Genomic DNA, 15,849 nt, shown 5'->3' on the forward strand with positions numbered 1-15,849 from the left:
GCGCGATAGGCCCTGCGATGTGACGACGACAAGGTATCTGATCGCGCTTGGATCGAATCGCCGCGGCCGTCACGGTTCGCCCGAGCGCGAGATCGCCGCCGCACTCGCCGCTCTCGGTCCCGTTATCGTCTCTCCGATCCTGCGCACCGCCCCGCTCGGCCCCTCCAAGCGCCGCTTCGCCAATGCCGCGGCAACCCTCGAGACCAGCGACGATCCCCCCACCCTGCTCGCCCGCCTCAAAGACATAGAGCGCGACTTCGGCCGCCGCCGCGGACGCGTCTGGGGAACGCGCGTGATCGATCTCGACATCATCCTGTGGTCGGGCGGCGCCTGGAGTCAGCCGCACCTCACCATCCCCCACCCGCATTTCCGCGCCCGCGATTTCGTCCTCAAGCCGCTGCTCGCCATCGCCCCCGGCTGGCGCGACCCGATCACCGGGCTTAGCATCCGCCAACTTGCCGCCCGCCTCCGGAGACCCGCATGACCCTGCTCCTCGCGCTGAGCCTGATCGCCGCCGATCCCAATGCCGAGATACTGCGTGCCGCCGATGCCTTCGATGCCGCCCAGCTCAGCCAGGATCGCGCCGCACTGGAGCGGCTTACCGGCGACGGCTTCGTCTTTATCGATGGTTCGGGCCAGCGGCTGGGCAAAAAGGATTTCATCGAGGGCTGGCTCACCCCCGGCGATAAATACGACCCCCTCGTCCTGGTCGATCGCATGGTCGTTCCCCTCGGCCCCGATGCCGCGGTGGTAACCGCCGAAACCGAGCTCACCGGCGAATCGGGTGGCAAGCGCTTCGCCAGCCGCTTCCGCTATTCGGACGTTTTCCACCGAGTCGGCGGGGTCTGGCGCGCCGTGCTCGTCCAGGTAACGCGCATTCCGGCCAAACCAGCCGGTTGACCGCTTCGGGCGCCATGCCTAGGTGCAACCGCCTTGGTGCGGGCTCGTAGCTCAGTCGGTAGAGCAACGGACTTTTAATCTGTAGGTCATGGGTTCGAATCCCATCGAGCCCACCAAGGCAGCTTCAGCAAAGCGCTTGCGTCATGATACGATGCAACATATCGATTATCCACGGCTGCAGCAGAAAGCGTTTTCGGATTCGATGAAGGCACGGGCCATCCAGGACAAGCGCATCCAGCGTGGCGATCGCCGCGCGGTGACGACGCGCGTCCTCGGCCCGCGGCTCGCTTTGGCATGGCGGGCATTACTGCTCGCGATGATGCTGGCGGTCGGCTGGCAGGGTTTCGTCGCGCAGACGCATCGCCATCCCGAGGGCGCATCGCCGTTCGCCGGCCCAACCGTACTGGTCGATGTCGCGGCCAGCGCGGATCACAAGACGCCGCTCAAGCTGCCCGATTCCTGCCCGATCTGCCGCGAACTCGCCCATGCCGGCAGCGCCTTGTTACCGACCCCGTCGGACGTTACCCCGCCCGCGCTGATCGCTGCCCCGGTGGCAGAGACGCCTCCCGCCCTCCAGGCACATGTCCAGCCGCTGTCGCACGGCTGGCGGAGCCGCGCGCCTCCAATACTCCCCCAAGCCTGAGCAACCCCGATGCACGGCCGGCGCACCCCTGCGCCCGCGTGCGTCCCGTGGTTTGCCGATCAGTCCCCCTGACTAGGTTTCCTGGAGTATCCCCATGCGTTTTGCCCTTCTCCTCGGTGCGGCCAGCGCCGCGCTCGCTTTGCCTGCCGCCGCCCGCGCTGCCGATCCAGACCCCACGGCCGCGGCCCGCGATAAAACATCCGCTGACACACCTGCCGACACCCCGCAGGATCATACCGAGCCGAGCGAGGCGATCGTCATCACCGGCAGCCGCGCGCGCAACGCCGCCGATGTGCTGGGCGGTACGGCAGTGCTCGCAACGCAAGAACTCCAGCGCGAATTGCGCCCGACGATCGGCGAAACGCTCGCCAAGCAGCCCGGCGTCTCTTCCTCGTCCTTCGGCCCCAATGCCTCGCGCCCGGTGCTGCGCGGCTTTGTCGGCGCGCGCGCGCCGCTGCTGGTCGATGGAATCGGCAGCATCGACGTGTCGAACACTTCGGCCGATCACGCCGCGATCATCAATCCGCTGACCGCTGACCGTATCGAAGTGCTGCGCGGGCCGACGGCGCTGCTGTTCGGCCCCTCGGCGATCGGCGGCGTGGTCAACGTGATCGACAGCCGCATCCCGCGCCGCATGCCTGACGAGGCAATCCACTTCGACGGTATCGCCAATTACGGCACCGCGTCGGACGAGCGTTCGGTCTCTGGCCGCGCCGATGTGCCGGTCTCGGGCAACATCGTCGTTCACGCCGATGGCAGCTTCACCCAGACTGGCGACCAGCGCACCGGCGGCTATGTCCTCGCTCCCAATCTGCGCGCCCAGGCCCTGGCCAGCGCCGACCCGGAGATCCAGGCGCTGGCGGGGCTCAAGGGCCGCGTGCCCAACACTGCCGCCAAGACCTGGGACGTGGCCGGCGGCGCGGCGATCGTCGGCGAAGGCGGCAATCTCGGCTTCTCGGTCGGCCATTATGACAGCCTCTATGGGGTGCCCGTGCGCTATTCGCTCGATCCGGCGGTCGAGGCCGAGCAGGTCCGCCTCCACGCCGAGCAGACCCGCGTCGATATTCGCGGCGAAGTCATCACCAAGGCCGCCGGCATCCACGCAATCCGCCTCCGCCTCGCCGCCGCGGATTACCGCCACTCGGAGATTGACGATACCGGCGCAGTCGGCACGACCTTCTTCAGCCAGGGTCAGGAAGGCCGGCTTGAGCTCGTCCAGGAATCGCATGGCCAATGGGAGGGCGTGAGCGGCGCGCAATTCTCGTCGCGCCAGATGCACATTGTCGGCGACGAGAAATTCCTGCCGAAGAACCAAGCGACGCAATATGGCCTGTTCACGTTGCAATCGCTCGATTTCGGCGCGCTCAAGGCCGAAGCAGCGCTGCGCTACGAGCATAATGATCTGAGCGCGATGGCCGATTCGGATATCGGCAATCCGGCCTATGACCGCCGCTTCGACAGTGTCTCGGGCTCGATCGGCGCAAGCTATGCGTTGGCCGACCGCGTCCGGCTTGGCGTCAATGCCTCGCGCAGCGCCCGTGCACCCACTCCAGAAGAGCTTTTCGCCAACGGGCCGCATGCCGGCACCCAGGCCTATGAGATCGGCAACCCCGATTTCACCACCGAAAAGGCCTGGGGCGTGGAAGCCACGCTCAAGGGTTCGGGCGAAGGCTGGAGCCTCGGCGCCTCGGCCTATTACAACCGCTTCAGCAATTACATTTACGACGCACCCACGGGCGCCACGCAGGACGACTTGCCCGTCTTCCAATATTATCAGGCCGATGCCCGCTATTACGGGTTCGAGGCCGAGGGTTCGGCGCGGCTCGGCACCGTCAAGAACTTCACGATCAACATGGATGCGCTGGCCGATTATGTGCACGCCAACGTCATCGGCGCCGGTCCCGCCCCCCGCATCCCGCCGCTGCGCCTGCTCGGCGGGCTGGAGGCACAGTCGGACCATCTCGATCTGCGCGTGGAGGCCGAACACAGCTTCGCCCAGCGCCGCCTGGCGGCCTTCGAGACCCCGACCAAGAGCCACACTCTGGTCAATGCCTCGATCGCCTGGAAGCCCTGGGGCCCGGACGGCACCAGCTTCTCGCTCTCGGCGAACAACCTCTTCGACGTCGAGGCCCGCCGCCATTCGAGCGTCCTCAAGGACTATGCCCCGCTACCGGGGCGGGACATCCGCGTAACGGCGCGGGTGCAGATTTAACGCCGCACCCTCATCCCTTCCCATTCGGCTGCGCCTCGCGGGCCCCTTCCCTCTCCCGATGGGAGAGGGAAGGAGGCGCGAAGCGCCGGAAGGGTGAGGGTGACAGGTTAGACGGTGGTTGCCGTCTCCAAGAAGCAGCGTCACGATAAGACAATGGACGAACCCACCATCCTCACCGGCCCAGAACGCCCTGCCTCGCGCCGCATACCCTGGCCGGTCCTCGCGGCATCGGCGACCGCCGCGCTCCTCCTGCTCATCCTCTGGCTCGGGCGCGAGCTCGTCGAGGGTGACGGCGCCAGCATCGATCGCGCGATCATGCTGGCGATGCGCGTCCCCGGCCATCCCGACACCCCTGCCGGGCCCGCCTGGCTCCCCTCGGCAATGCGCGACGTGACCGCGCTCGGCAGCAGCACGATCCTGACTTTCGTCGTGATCGCGACCGCGGTTTTCCTCGGCCTTCGGGGGCGGATGCGCAGCCTGTTATTGGTGGTGCTGGCGACGACGCTCGGCTCGCTCGCGATCACGCTGATCAAGGCGCTGGTCGGCCGCAGCCGCCCCGAACTGATCGACCGGCTGATGGACGAGACTTCGCACAGCTTTCCCAGCGGCCATGCCGCAAACAGCGCGATCGTCTATCTGACGTTGGCCACATTGCTCTTCCCAGTGCTCAAGGACCGCCACATGCGCGCCTTCGTGCTCGGGATCGCACTGCTGCTCACCGGCGCCATCGGCACCAGCCGCGTCTATCTCGGCGTCCACTGGCCCAGCGACGTCGTCGCCGGCTGGGTGTTTGGCGGCTTCTGGGCGATGCTGTGGTGGTGGATCGAGCTAAGGCTGCTGGGTGCCAAACCAAGGCTTGCAATGTAGGATTTCGCCTGCTTGGATCGATCGGGCGGCAGCTGTCGCCCGCTCTTTGAGACCGTCGATTCAACCCGCGAGTGCGCACGTCAGCCTCGCCGTCGCGCCGGGGTCCAATGCCCTTGGCCAATGCCCTTGGTCAGTGCGAACATTGGGAAGATTCGCGCCTCAGCGCTCGGCGAGCTTGCGCTCCCAGGCCAGCGCATCGCGAACGATCTGGTCGAGATCGTCATTCTTCGGCCGCCACGGCAGCGCCGCGAGAATTGCGCTATTGTCCGAGATCAGCAGGTCGGGATCGCCCGCCCGGCGCCCCTCCAGCTTGCGCTCGATCGTCATGTTGGTCACCCGATCGACGGCGTCGAGCACTTCGAGCACTGAGAAACCCCGGCCATAGCCGGCATTCATCGTGTGATTGCGCGACGGTTCCGCAATCAGCAGGTCGAGCGCATCGACATGGGCCGCCGCAAGATCGCTGACATGGATATAGTCGCGCACCCCGGTGCCGTCGGGCGTGTCGAAATCGGTGCCGAATACGCCGACCGAGTCGCGCTTTCCCGTGGCCGCTTCTACCGCGACCTTGATCAGATGCGTGGCACCCGCCGTCGATTGCCCCGAACGCCCCTGCGGATCCGCCCCCGCCACGTTGAAATAACGCAGCGCGCAATAATTGATCGGATGCGCCGCTGCTACGTCCTTGAGCATGATTTCGGTCATCAGCTTGGACATGCCATAGGGGTTGATCGGCAGCTTCGGGCTGTCTTCCTTCACCGGCACCACTTCGGGAATGCCATAGGTCGCCGCGGTCGAAGAGAAGATGAAGTGCTTCACGCCCTCTGCCACGGCGCTCTCGATCAGCGCCCGGCTGGCGACAGTGTTGTTGCGATAATATTTGAGCGGGTCGCTGACGCTCTCGGGCACCACCACCGATCCGGCGAAATGCATGATCGCGACGACATGATGCTCGCGGATCGTCGCGCGAACCTTGGCATCGTCCTCGATATTGGCGACCACGAGGCTGGCACGCTCGTCCACCGCCCAGTCGAAGCCGGTGACCAGATTGTCGATCACCACGACCTTCCAGCCCGCATCGAGCAGCGCCAGCACGGCATGGCTGCCGATATAGCCTGCCCCGCCCGTCACCATCACCGTTTCGTCGCGCATCATCGTCCCCGAGTTGCCTTGGCCCGCATTGCCGTTGCCGCGCTCAATCCTATCTTGGGGAGGTAAGCAAGGAGTTCCCAATGACGATCGAGACCGCGACGCTGGCAGGCGGATGTTTCTGGTGCACCGAAGCGGTGTTCAACGACGTGATCGGCGTGACCGGCGTCGAGAGCGGCTATATCGGCGGCTCGGTCGCCAACCCGACCTACAAGCAGGTCTGCAGCGGCTCGACCGGCCATGCCGAGGCGATCCGGGTCAGCTTTGATACCGATCAGATCAGCTATGGCGAGATCCTCGACATCTTCCTCGCCACCCATGATCCAACCCAGCTCAACCGCCAGGGCAATGACGTCGGCACGCAATATCGCTCGGCGATTTTCCCGCATTCGGCCGAGCAGGAACAGGAAGCCGCCGACGCACTGGAACGCGCCCGCCCCGATTGGCCGCAACCGATCGTCACCAGCGTGGAAACTCTCGGCGAATGGTGGCCGGCCGAGGAATATCACCAGGAATATTGGGCCGGCGAAGGCCAGCGCAATCCCTATTGCCTGGCGATCATCCCCCCCAAGCTGCGCAAGCTCCGCAAGAGTTTCGCCGCCCGGGCCAAGGCGGGCGAGACTGCCTAATCCCGATGCGCGGCGCGGCGAAGGCGATCGTTGATCGCCACGCCCACGCCGGTCTCGGGAATCGGCGCGACGGCGATTGCCTGTGCCGCGGACGCATCGGCACGATGCAGCGCATCGAACAGGTTCGCGGCGGCCTCGGCGAGGTCGCCGCTCGCCGAGAGCGTATCGTCGCCCGCGATTTGACCAAAGCCGATCAGCCATTCGCTATTGCTGTCGGTCGCGTTCAACCGAAGTGGCTTACTCGGCGCGTAGTGGCTCGCGAGCTGGCCGGGAGCAACCACCCCTGCTTTCCCCGGCGAAGGCCGGGGCCCAGACTTGAGCTCCGAGGCTGGGCCCCGGCCTTCGCCGGGGAAAAGCTCTTCGGCCGACAAGGGCCCGGGCCGCAATACACGACCACCCATCACGATCGTCGATTCCAACCCAGCCTGCGTAGCCCCATCGTCAATCACCAGCGGTACCCGCCCAGCCAAACTCGCCGCAACATGCCCCGCCCGAGTAGGACTGATCCCCCCGCTAGCATTTGCGCTCGGAGCCGCCAGCGGCACCCCGCAAGCCGCCAGCAAAGCTTGCATAGCCCGATGCGCCGGCACCCGAACCGCAATCGTATCCAGCCCCGCCGTCACCAGCGAAGCGATCCCGCTCCCCTCGCGCACCGGCAGCACCAAGGTCAGCGGCCCCGGCCAGAACCGATCCGCCAGGCCCCGCGCCGCATCGTCGAACACCGCGATCCGCTCCGCTGCCGCCAGGTCCGCTACATGCACGATCAGCGGGTTGAAGCTCGGCCGCCCCTTCGCCGCATAGATCCCCGCCACAGCCCGCGAATCGGTAGCGTCGGCGGCGAGCCCATAGACCGTCTCGGTCGGCACCGCGACGCACTCGCCCGCCGCAATCAGCCGCGCCGCCTCGGCAATCGCGGCCTGGCCGTAAGGTAAGATACGGGGGTTTGTAGCACTCACCCGAGCGGCGCTATAGCCCTGGCAACCAGCATACAAGAGAGGCTCGATGTTCACTCCCGCAGTCGCCGACCAGCGCTTCGTTCTCGACCATATCGTGCGGCTGGGAGAATTGTCCGACGAGGCGACGCCCGACTTGGTCGATGCAGTCCTCGAAGGCGTCGGCCAATTCGCGGCGGGTGAGTGGGCGCCGCTCGAGCGCGTCGGCGATCAGGTCGGCGCTAAATGGACCGAGCAAGGCGTGGTGATGCCCGAAGGCTTCGCCGCCGCCTACAAGGCCTATGTCGAAGGCGGCTGGGGCACGATCGGCTCACCGACCGCTTATGGCGGCCAGGGCCTGCCGGTCAGCCTCGCCACCGCTGTGATCGAGACGCTCGGCACCTCGAACATCGGCTTCGCGCTCGCACCGATGCTGACTGTCGGCGCAATCGAGTCGCTTGTTCACCACGGCAGCCAGGCCCAGCAGGACGCCTATCTGCCCAAGCTCGCCACCGGCGAGTGGACCGGCACGATGAACCTCACCGAGCCGCAGGCCGGATCGGATGTCGGCGCGCTGCGCACCACCGCCACGCCGCGCGGCGATGGCAGTTTCCTGATCAAGGGCACCAAGATCTTCATTTCGTTCGGCGACCACGACATGGCCGACAACATCGTTCACCTGGTCCTGGCCCGCACGCCCGGCGCGCCCGCGGGCACCAAGGGCATCTCGCTCTTCCTCGTCCCCAAATATCGCCTTCAGGAGGACGGAACGCCAGGCGAGTTCAACGACGTCCGCGTCGTGTCGATCGAGCACAAGATGGGAATCCACGCTTCCCCCACCTGCGTGCTCAGCTTCGGCGACAATGAGGATTGCGTCGGCGAGTTGATCGGCAATGAGATGGGCGGGATCGTCGCCATGTTCACGATGATGAACAATGCGCGGTTGAATGTGGGACTTCAGGGCGTCGAAGTTTGCGAGCGTGCCACCCAGCGCGCCGTCGCTTATGCCCGCGAGCGCATCCAGTCCGCCCGGCCTGGCGCAAGCCGCGAACCCGTCGCGATCATCGAACACCCCGACGTTCGCCGCATGCTGCTGCGCATGAAGGCGCAGACCCAGGCATCACGCGCACTCGTCTATTATGCCTTCGGCCAGCTCGACCGCGCGCATGCCGGGGATGCCGCCGCCAAGGCCCGCCTCGAGCTGCTCACGCCCCTCGCCAAGGCCCATGCCACCGATATAGGCAACGAAGTCGCCAGTCTCGGCGTGCAGGTCCATGGCGGCATGGGCTATATCGAGGAGACCGGCGCCGCGCAGCATTTCCGCGACGCGCGCATCTTCCCGATCTACGAAGGCACCAACGGCATCCAGGCGGCAGATCTGGTCGGCCGCAAGCTTGGCATGGACAATGGCGGAACGCTGTTCGGCCTGTTGCAGGAGATGCGCGGCGATGCCGAGGACCGCGAGCTGATCCGCCTCGTCGACGCATGCGAGGAAGTCGCTCGCAACCTGCTCGCCTCCGAGACCGACGACCGCCTCGCGGCGAGCTACCCCTTTCTCACCATGCTCTCCACCGCAGTGTGCGGCTGGCTGATGGAAGAAAGCGGTCGGATAGCAGTGCGCTCGGAAGGCGACCCGGCATTCCTCAAGATGAAGGCCGTGGCGGCGCGCTTCTATGTCGAGCAGATCGTGCCCGAGGCACTTGGGCTGAAGGCTGCCGCGATGGCGAAGGCAGAGGTGCTGTATGCCGTGAATGCGGAGGAATTCGCGGCCTAGCAGGCGGCGCCCTCGTCCGTCTGGAACAGCGTCAGGCTCCGTTCGCCGACCCCCAGCGCCGGCCAACTCGCGCGCCATGCCTTGATGTGATCGGCAACACCGTGCGCTACCAAGGCTTCGCGGCTAGACCAATGCTCGATGACGTGGATCAATCCGGGATCAAGCACGTCCTCGCCATAGCTATAGTGCAGGCACCCCCCTCGGCGCGGCTGGCACCGATCATTGCCGCCATGTGCGAGCGCGCGGCCTCGAGATTTGCGGGCGGCACGCGGAACGTGCCGGTGATCACCAGCATCAGCGCCGTTCGGGGCGCAGCGATGTTCCGGCGCGGCCGCCCCGCAGCTCGCTCACCCAACTCATCGGATTCCACCACGCAGCGTCGCCATTATAGCTGTGCGTGACGAACTCGGCGCGGCCGCTGATCGTCTCGAGCGGGACCGGGCCGCCCAGCCCCTTCTCTTCAAGCGTGAAGCGGCTGTCAGCGGATTGGTCGCGATTGTCGCCCATCAGGAAGACATGGCCCGCGGGCACGCGCACCGCAGCGAAATTGTCGCGCGGGCTGAGATAGCCATTGGGCAAATAGGTGTCGCCGAGATCGACCGTGTCGTAGCTCGCGCCACCCGGCAGCGTCTCGCGGTACAGCGGTAGCTGGCAGTAGAGCGCACCATCGGGGCCCGGCTTGCGGAACGGGCGGACCATCTCGGCATCGCAAGGCGTGTTCGCATCGACCGGGATCATCGCATGGCCGTTCGCCACACGCGGTACAGCCATGCCGTTCAATATCACCCGGCCGTGGCTGACTGCGATCGTATCGCCCGGCAGCCCAATGACGCGCTTGATAAGATCCGCACCATCCCCGCGCCGCGCGACCGTGACGATATCGCCGCGCTCGGGCATCCCGCCGAACAGCCGCCCGGGCACCACATCGCGCCCATGGATCGAGAGCGAGGAATAGGCATAGCCATAAGGGTATTTGCTGACGAGCAGCCGATCGCCGGTAAGCAGCGCAGGCATCATCGATTGGGAGGGAATGTAGAAGGGTTTGGCGATCGCGGTCTGGAAGGTGAAGGTGCCGAGCACCAGCAATATCCAGGGAGTGAAGGGGCGCAGCCAATTGGGAATGGCGAGCCGCTTCATCGCGTCAGGCCAGCTCGCGGCCCAGCAGCTCGTTCGCATCGAGCCCGAGCAGGGCGATGTGATCCTTCACGCGCGGCCAATAGCCGGTCAGGAAGCGCTCGCGCTCGGCAACGCGGAGGCGCTCGACGGCGCCCGGCAGCACGAACATGCCCACGCCGCGGCGAACCTCGACATAGCCATCGTCTTGGAAGCTCTGATAGGCCTTGGCGACAGTCAGCGGATTGGCGCCGTGCTCGGCGGCTAACGCCCGCACCGAGGGAAGCTGATCGCCCGCGCGAAACTGGCCGCGCAGGATCGCCGCGGAGATGCTCGCGCGGAGCTTGAGATATACGGGCGAGTCTTCGTGCTCTAGCGCTGTCATGCTGCTATAATACACCGACTAGCCCGGCTGTCCATACCCCGATTCCCAAAACTGTACGATTTCGGACACTAGCGGTCGCGGGCGCTCCGACAGTTCGCGCTCGGCGCTGCCGATAAAGACGAATCCGGCGATGCGCTCGTCCTTCTTGCCGAACAGATCTCGAACTGCTTCAGAATAGGCGGCCCAGCCGGTAAGCCAGCCACCGACAAAGCCGAGTGCATGGACGGCGTGAAGCAGGTTCATGCACGCGGCACCCGCCGAAAGCTCCTGCTCCCACAACGGAATTTTGTGCTCGCGAACCGGCGCGGACAAGACCACGATCAGGGCCGGAGACTGGGTGGCGAACTGCGCCGCGGCCTCGACATCGCGCTCGGTGCAGTCTGCCTTTTCGGCGCGGACGATCTCGCCCAGCCGCTGGGCCAGCGCGTCCCTCGCCCCGTCGGGCACGATCACGAAGCGCCACGGGAAGAGCTTGCCGTGATCGGGCGTGCGCGAGGCGATTTCGACCATTTCGAGCAATTGCTCGCGGCTCGGCCCGGGCGCGACCATGTCGCGTGGCTTGCCCGAGCGGCGGGTCTTGAGGAGCGAGAGCGGCGTGGTGCGATCGTTGAACATGGCTCGCATCTAGGGTTGCCGGACGGCGGCGGCAAATCCGTCTGCCGCCGCGAGCGATAGGAGCAGCGCCGCGAACTCGTTGCAAATGCAACCATTCGGGGCTTCACAGCCGGACAAACCCCGTTAGGGTGCCGCCCAATCGGCTCCGAGCCAAGGAAACTAAGGGGTTACGGTCGCATGGCCAGCACGCAAGCCGCCGGCGGGGGCATTCCCGCCGACGCGAAGACATTCCTGGGGCACCCGCGCGGGCTCTACATGCTGTTCTTCGCCGAGATGTGGGAGCGCTTCTCCTATTACGGGATGCGCGCCATCCTGATCTTCTACCTCACCAAGCACTTCCTGTTCGACAAGGACCCGGCCTACGCCATCTACGGCGCCTACACCTCCATGGTGTACATCACGCCGGTGATCGGTGGCTATCTGGCCGATCGCTATCTGGGCGCGCGCAAGGCTGTGCTGGCCGGCGGCGTGTTCATCGCGATTGGGCATCTGCTGATCGCCTTGGTCGAAGGACCAACCGGCGAGCAGGGCTTCTATCTCAATGGCTTCTATGCGGGCCTCGCCTTCATCATCGTCGGCACCGGCTTCCTCAAGGCCAACATCTCGGTGCTGGTCGGCCAGCTCTATCGCCGCGACGATGTGCGCCGCGATGGCGCCTTCTCGATCTTTTACATGGGGATCAATCTGGGCGCGTTCATCGGCCCGCTGCTGGTCGGCTATCTCGGCGAGCGCGTCGGCTGGTCCTATGGCTTCGGCGCCGCAGGCGTCGGCATGCTGCTCGGCCTAATCGTGTTCGTGCTGTTCCGCCGCGAGCTCTACAATGCGGGCGAGCCGACCAACCCGGCGTTGCTTGTCCAGCGCACCTCGGTCGGTATTTCGCGCGAATGGCTGATCTATCTGGGCGCGCTCGCAACCGTCGGCATTGCCTGGCTGCTCATCCGCGACGAAAGCGTGGTCGGAACGCTGCTGCTCGCCTGTGTCGGCCTCACTTTCCTCTATATCTTCTATCGCGCGATCTTCACGCTTCCCAAGGTCGAGCGGCACCGGATCTTCGCCGCGCTTTACCTGATCGCGCTGTGCCCGCTCTTCTGGGCATTGTTCGAGCAGGCCGGATCGTCACTCAACGTGTTCACCGACGAGCAGGTCGATCGCCATTTCCTCGGCTTCGAGATGCCCGCTTCGTGGTTCCAGTCGGTCAACAGCTTCTGGATCATCACCCTCGCGCCGCTGTTCGCGATGCTCTGGACGTGGCTGGGCAAGCGCGGTCTCGAGCCAAGCGCGCCGCTCAAGTTCGCCTTTGGCTTCATCCAGATCGGCCTCGGCTTCCTGGTGCTTGTCGCGGGCGCAGGTCAGGGCGGCGCGATGACTCCGATGATCTTCGTCATTCTGCTCTATCTGTTCCACTCGACCGCGGAGCTCTGCTTCTCGCCGGTGGGGCTTTCGAGCATGACGCGGCTGTCGACCGGATCCATGGTCGGCCTGATGATGGGAACCTGGTTCCTCTCGACCGCGGCGGGGAATTTCCTCGCGGCAAAGATCGCCCAGGCAACGGGCGGCGAAGGCGCGGGGCCGGATCGCGTGCTCGAAGTCTATCAGTCGATCGGCTGGTACATCATCATCATCGGCGTGGTCGCGATTCCCATCAGCTGGTTCGTCACCAAGCTGATGCATCTCGACACGATCGGCCAGGACGAAGCGGGCCATGGACTGGCGGGCGAAGCGCAGCTCGCCGAGCCGGCCGCGCCCGGCACGCGGACGCGCAACGAAACGCTATGAGGGTTTAATCGGGGAGAGACAGAAATGGAGTCGTTGATCGCAGCGAGTGTCGCGTTCGTAGGGTTCCATTTTCTCCTCTCGCATCCCTTGCGAAGGCCCCTTGTCGATCGGATCGGCGAGGGGCCTTTTCTTGGGCTGTACTCCATGGTTGCGCTGGGTAGCTTCGCCTGGATGGCGCTCGCTTTCCGCGCCGCGCCGCCCGAGCCGCTCTGGTGGGACCTGGGCGATACCGGCTGGGCCATTGCCAGCGCGGCGATGCTGCTGGGCAGCGTGCTGTTCGTCGGATCGCTGTTCGGTAACCCCGCTTTCCCCAACCCAAAAGCCGGCGGGCATGAGGCGATCGGCGCGGCCAGCGGCGTCTATGCAGTCACGCGGCATCCGATGATGTGGGGCTTCGCGATCTGGGCGCTGGTCCATTTCACGGTGTTCGCAACGAGCGGGAATCTGGTGCTGACCGCGGCGATCCTGATCCTCGCGCTGGTCGGCGCCGCGCTCCAGGATACCAAGAAGACCGGGCTCATGCCCGCATGGCGCGACTGGAAGGCGGGGACGTCATATTTGCCCTTTGCTGCACAGATCGCGGGGCGTGCGCAATGGTCGCTCGGCGGGGGCCGCGCGATCCTCGGTGGGCTAATTCTGTGGCTGGCCGCGACCTGGGCGCACGAGCCGCTGGGCGGCCCGCTCGCCGCGGGTATCTGGCGCTGGCTTCATTAGCCCCTCATCCCCAACGTCGTCCGGAATCCACGAACAAACAGGTGACAAAAAGAAGAGCGCCGCACTCTCGTGCGACGCCCTGCCTTCCATTCGGTCGGTTACCAGATATGCACGCGCTTCTCTGGAGCGAGATACAGCGCGTCGCCCGGCTGGATGTTGAACGCCTTGTACCAGGCATCGACATTGCGGACGATGCCGTTGACACGATACTTGGCGGGCGAGTGCGGATCGGTGAGCAGCGCCTGGCGCTCGGAATTCTCCCGCACCTTGGCCTGCCACGCCTGGGCATAGGACAGGAAGAAGCGCTGGTCGCCGGTCAGACCGCCGATCACCTTCGCCTTGCCGTGCTTGACCTGATAGCGCTGATACGCGGCATAGGCCGCCTCGACCCCGCCAAGATCGCCGATATTCTCGCCGAGCGTCAGCTTGCCGTTGATCTTGGTGCCCGGGATCGGCTCGTACGCATCATATTGCGCGGCGAGCGCAACGGTGCGCTCCTTGAACGCCGCCTTGGCCGCGTCGGACCACCAATTCTCGAACTTGCCCGTCGGGCCGAACTGGCTGCCCTGATCGTCGAAGCCATGCCCCATTTCATGGCCGATGATCGCACCGATCGCACCATAATTGATCGCCGGATCGGCGTTCGGATCGAAATAAGGCGGCTGGAGAATCGCCGCGGGGAAAGTGATCTGGTTGGCAAGGGGGCTGTAATAGGCGTTCACCGTCTGTGGAGTCATGTTCCACAACGAGCGGTCCACGGGCTTGGGGAAGCGCTGGAGCTGCAGCTGATGCTGGAATTCCGCCGAGCGCATCGCATTGCCGAGCAAATCGCCGCGATCGACCTTCATCGACGTGTAATCGATATAGTTTTCCGGATAGCCGATACGCGGCTCGAACGCAGCCAGCTTGACGAGCGCAGCCTTGCGCGTTGCCTCGTCCATCCAGGTCGAGCCCTGGATCCGCTCCTGATAAGCGCCGCGCAGATCCTCGATCAGCTCGGTCATCTGCGCCTTCGAAGCGGGCGGGAAATATTTGGCGACATAGATCGCGCCGACCGCTTCGCCGAGTGCGCCATTGACGAGCTGGATGCCGCGCTTCCAGCGGTCGCGCTTGGTCTGCACGCCGCTAAGCGTCGTGGAATAGAAGCCGAAGCGCGCGTCATCGAACGCCTTGGGCAAGAAGCCGGCATTGTCACTGACGAAGCGGAAGGCGAGATAGTCCTTCCAGGTCGCGAGCGGCGTTGCCACCATGATCTTGCCGATCTCGGTCAGCGCGGTGTTGTTTCCCATGATGATCGTCGGCGCCTTGTCGATGCCCGCGGTCTTGAGCATCAGCTCCCATTCGAATTCGGGCGCCTTGGCCTCGAGCCCGGCGATCGACTGCGGATCGTTGAGCTTGGCGAGGTCGCGGCTTTCCTGGGGCGACCATTGCTTCCTGGCGATCGCAGTCTCCAGCGCAATGATCGCATCCGCCTTGGCCGCGGCATCGGCAATGCCCGCAAGCTCCTGGATCTTGACGACATAGGCGCGATAGGCAGTGCGGAAGGCGTCGTATTTCTCGCCTTCGAGCAGGTAATAATCGCGCGGCATGCCGAGCCTGCCCTGCGATACCATCGCAGTGTAGCGCGTCGGATCGGCGAAATCGGGGATGACCTCCACGTCCACCGGCGAGGCATAGCCGACGCTGGCGAACAGCACCTGGAGCCCGGCGAGATCCTGCACGCCGGCGATGCGCGTTAGATAGGGCTTGAGCGGCGCAGTGCCGCGGGCTTCGATGCCCGCCTCGTCCATCCAGGCCGCATAGAAATCGCCGACCTGCTTGCCGGTCGCGCCATAGGCAGCGGGGTTCTTCGCCATGTCGTCGAGGATGGTGCGGACATTTGCTTCCGCCTCGAGCACCAGCTGGATGCCATAGCCGGCGGCAGGAAGCTCAGGCGCAATCTGCACGGTATCGGCCCAGCTACCGTTGGCATAGGTCCAGAAGTCTTCGCCAGGCTTCACGGTCTTCTTCTGCCCGCTCGTGTCGATGCCGAACGTACCGTAGCGCGGCGCATTGGGCGCAGTCTGCGCGAGCGCGGGAATCGCGCCGGCAAAGAGCGCCGCACCCGCCATCAGGCGCGCCAAAGTCTTGATTTTCATAT

At 65.3% G+C, this 15,849-nt stretch carries 16 protein-coding genes and 1 tRNA gene; 10 read left to right on the top strand and 7 right to left on the bottom strand.

The window, feature by feature from the left end; translation table 11 throughout:
• Positions 1–19: 19 nt before the first annotated feature.
• The 6 genes from folK (at position 20) to ACZZZM_RS00630 (ending at position 4,622) form a co-directional block, all read left to right on the top strand.
• Complete coding sequence (folK, locus tag ACZZZM_RS00605; RefSeq protein WP_463593173.1) at positions 20–484, top strand: 2-amino-4-hydroxy-6-hydroxymethyldihydropteridine diphosphokinase; 465 nt, start codon at positions 20–22, stop codon at positions 482–484.
• Positions 481–900: a nuclear transport factor 2 family protein gene (locus tag ACZZZM_RS00610; protein WP_463593174.1), complete on the top strand. Its 420-nt coding sequence runs from the start codon at positions 481–483 to the stop codon at positions 898–900. The genes folK and ACZZZM_RS00610 overlap by 4 nt, the downstream gene beginning before the upstream one ends.
• 40 nt (positions 901–940) lie before the next feature.
• A tRNA-Lys gene (locus tag ACZZZM_RS00615) sits at positions 941–1,016 on the top strand.
• Between the two features lie 35 nt (positions 1,017–1,051).
• The gene (locus ACZZZM_RS00620; protein WP_463593175.1) at positions 1,052–1,543 is read left to right on the top strand and encodes a hypothetical protein; all 492 of its coding nucleotides are present in this window, start codon (positions 1,052–1,054) and stop codon (positions 1,541–1,543) included.
• A gap of 94 nt (positions 1,544–1,637) precedes the next feature.
• Positions 1,638–3,755, top strand: coding sequence for a TonB-dependent receptor (locus ACZZZM_RS00625; RefSeq protein WP_463593176.1), 2,118 nt, complete (start codon positions 1,638–1,640; stop codon positions 3,753–3,755).
• Positions 3,756–3,908: 153 nt separating this feature from the next.
• Entirely contained in the window at positions 3,909–4,622 is a 714-nt protein-coding gene (locus ACZZZM_RS00630) for a phosphatase PAP2 family protein (RefSeq protein WP_463593177.1), read from the top strand.
• A 159-nt stretch (positions 4,623–4,781) separates the two neighbouring features.
• On the opposite strand, the gene galE is transcribed toward ACZZZM_RS00630, so the two are convergent.
• Positions 4,782–5,774 carry a UDP-glucose 4-epimerase GalE gene (gene galE / locus ACZZZM_RS00635; RefSeq protein ID WP_463596349.1) on the bottom strand — a complete coding sequence of 331 codons (993 nt, stop codon included), beginning with the start codon at positions 5,772–5,774 and terminating at the stop codon, positions 4,782–4,784.
• 80 nt (positions 5,775–5,854) lie between these two features.
• Between galE and msrA the strand changes: the two genes are divergently transcribed.
• Entirely contained in the window at positions 5,855–6,400 is a 546-nt protein-coding gene (msrA, locus tag ACZZZM_RS00640) for a peptide-methionine (S)-S-oxide reductase MsrA (protein ID WP_463593178.1), read from the top strand.
• Here the strand turns inward: msrA and ACZZZM_RS00645 are convergent.
• On the bottom strand, positions 6,397–7,356 hold the full coding sequence (locus ACZZZM_RS00645) for an L-threonylcarbamoyladenylate synthase (protein ID WP_463593179.1): 960 nt from the start codon (positions 7,354–7,356) through the stop codon (positions 6,397–6,399). The genes msrA and ACZZZM_RS00645 overlap by 4 nt on opposite strands.
• 46 nt (positions 7,357–7,402) lie before the next feature.
• On the opposite strand from ACZZZM_RS00645, the gene ACZZZM_RS00650 reads away from it, so the two are divergent.
• On the top strand, positions 7,403–9,106 hold the full coding sequence (locus ACZZZM_RS00650) for an acyl-CoA dehydrogenase (RefSeq protein ID WP_463593180.1): 1,704 nt from the start codon (positions 7,403–7,405) through the stop codon (positions 9,104–9,106).
• On the opposite strand, the gene ACZZZM_RS00655 is transcribed toward ACZZZM_RS00650, so the two are convergent.
• The 4 genes from ACZZZM_RS00655 to ACZZZM_RS00670 form a co-directional block, all read right to left on the bottom strand.
• Positions 9,103–9,273, bottom strand: a complete 171-nt coding sequence (locus ACZZZM_RS00655; RefSeq protein WP_463593181.1) for a putative quinol monooxygenase — start codon at positions 9,271–9,273, stop codon at positions 9,103–9,105. The genes ACZZZM_RS00650 and ACZZZM_RS00655 overlap by 4 nt on opposite strands.
• Positions 9,274–9,400: 127 nt before the next feature.
• Positions 9,401–10,243: a signal peptidase I gene (gene lepB / locus ACZZZM_RS00660; protein WP_463593182.1), complete on the bottom strand. Its 843-nt coding sequence runs from the start codon at positions 10,241–10,243 to the stop codon at positions 9,401–9,403.
• A gap of 4 nt (positions 10,244–10,247) precedes the next feature.
• Positions 10,248–10,604: a GntR family transcriptional regulator gene (locus ACZZZM_RS00665; protein ID WP_463593183.1), complete on the bottom strand. Its 357-nt coding sequence runs from the start codon at positions 10,602–10,604 to the stop codon at positions 10,248–10,250.
• Positions 10,605–10,622: 18 nt separating this feature from the next.
• The gene (locus ACZZZM_RS00670; protein WP_463593184.1) at positions 10,623–11,219 is read right to left on the bottom strand and encodes a nitroreductase family protein; all 597 of its coding nucleotides are present in this window, start codon (positions 11,217–11,219) and stop codon (positions 10,623–10,625) included.
• 177 nt (positions 11,220–11,396) lie between these two features.
• Between ACZZZM_RS00670 and ACZZZM_RS00675 the strand changes: the two genes are divergently transcribed.
• Together ACZZZM_RS00675 and ACZZZM_RS00680 are read left to right on the top strand one after the other, a co-directional pair.
• On the top strand, positions 11,397–12,995 hold the full coding sequence (locus ACZZZM_RS00675) for a peptide MFS transporter (protein WP_463593185.1): 1,599 nt from the start codon (positions 11,397–11,399) through the stop codon (positions 12,993–12,995).
• Between the two features lie 24 nt (positions 12,996–13,019).
• Positions 13,020–13,709 carry an NnrU family protein gene (locus ACZZZM_RS00680; RefSeq protein ID WP_463593186.1) on the top strand — a complete coding sequence of 230 codons (690 nt, stop codon included), beginning with the start codon at positions 13,020–13,022 and terminating at the stop codon, positions 13,707–13,709.
• 98 nt (positions 13,710–13,807) lie between these two features.
• On the opposite strand, the gene ACZZZM_RS00685 is transcribed toward ACZZZM_RS00680, so the two are convergent.
• On the bottom strand, positions 13,808–15,847 hold the full coding sequence (locus ACZZZM_RS00685; protein WP_463593187.1) for a M13 family metallopeptidase: 2,040 nt from the start codon (positions 15,845–15,847) through the stop codon (positions 13,808–13,810).
• Positions 15,848–15,849: the final 2 nt, after the last annotated feature.

The sequence above is a fragment of the Sphingomonas sp. AC522 genome (assembly GCF_979258125.1).

What these genes read in the sequence shown, in the direction of transcription:
- galE (WP_463596349.1), bottom strand. Translation starts at nt 5,774, where the DNA reads ATGCGCGACGAAACGGTGATGGTGACGGGCGGGGCAGGCTATATCGGC.
- ACZZZM_RS00670 (WP_463593184.1), bottom strand. Translation starts at nt 11,219, where the DNA reads ATGTTCAACGATCGCACCACGCCGCTCTCGCTCCTCAAGACCCGCCGC.
- ACZZZM_RS00620 (WP_463593175.1), top strand. Translation starts at nt 1,052, where the DNA reads ATGCAACATATCGATTATCCACGGCTGCAGCAGAAAGCGTTTTCGGAT.
- ACZZZM_RS00685 (WP_463593187.1), bottom strand. Translation starts at nt 15,847, where the DNA reads ATGAAAATCAAGACTTTGGCGCGCCTGATGGCGGGTGCGGCGCTCTTT.
- ACZZZM_RS00665 (WP_463593183.1), bottom strand. Translation starts at nt 10,604, where the DNA reads ATGACAGCGCTAGAGCACGAAGACTCGCCCGTATATCTCAAGCTCCGC.
- ACZZZM_RS00680 (WP_463593186.1), top strand. Translation starts at nt 13,020, where the DNA reads ATGGAGTCGTTGATCGCAGCGAGTGTCGCGTTCGTAGGGTTCCATTTT.
- ACZZZM_RS00675 (WP_463593185.1), top strand. Translation starts at nt 11,397, where the DNA reads ATGGCCAGCACGCAAGCCGCCGGCGGGGGCATTCCCGCCGACGCGAAG.
- lepB (WP_463593182.1), bottom strand. Translation starts at nt 10,243, where the DNA reads ATGAAGCGGCTCGCCATTCCCAATTGGCTGCGCCCCTTCACTCCCTGG.
- ACZZZM_RS00650 (WP_463593180.1), top strand. Translation starts at nt 7,403, where the DNA reads ATGTTCACTCCCGCAGTCGCCGACCAGCGCTTCGTTCTCGACCATATC.
- ACZZZM_RS00610 (WP_463593174.1), top strand. Translation starts at nt 481, where the DNA reads ATGACCCTGCTCCTCGCGCTGAGCCTGATCGCCGCCGATCCCAATGCC.
- ACZZZM_RS00630 (WP_463593177.1), top strand. Translation starts at nt 3,909, where the DNA reads ATGGACGAACCCACCATCCTCACCGGCCCAGAACGCCCTGCCTCGCGC.
- msrA (WP_463593178.1), top strand. Translation starts at nt 5,855, where the DNA reads ATGACGATCGAGACCGCGACGCTGGCAGGCGGATGTTTCTGGTGCACC.
- ACZZZM_RS00625 (WP_463593176.1), top strand. Translation starts at nt 1,638, where the DNA reads ATGCGTTTTGCCCTTCTCCTCGGTGCGGCCAGCGCCGCGCTCGCTTTG.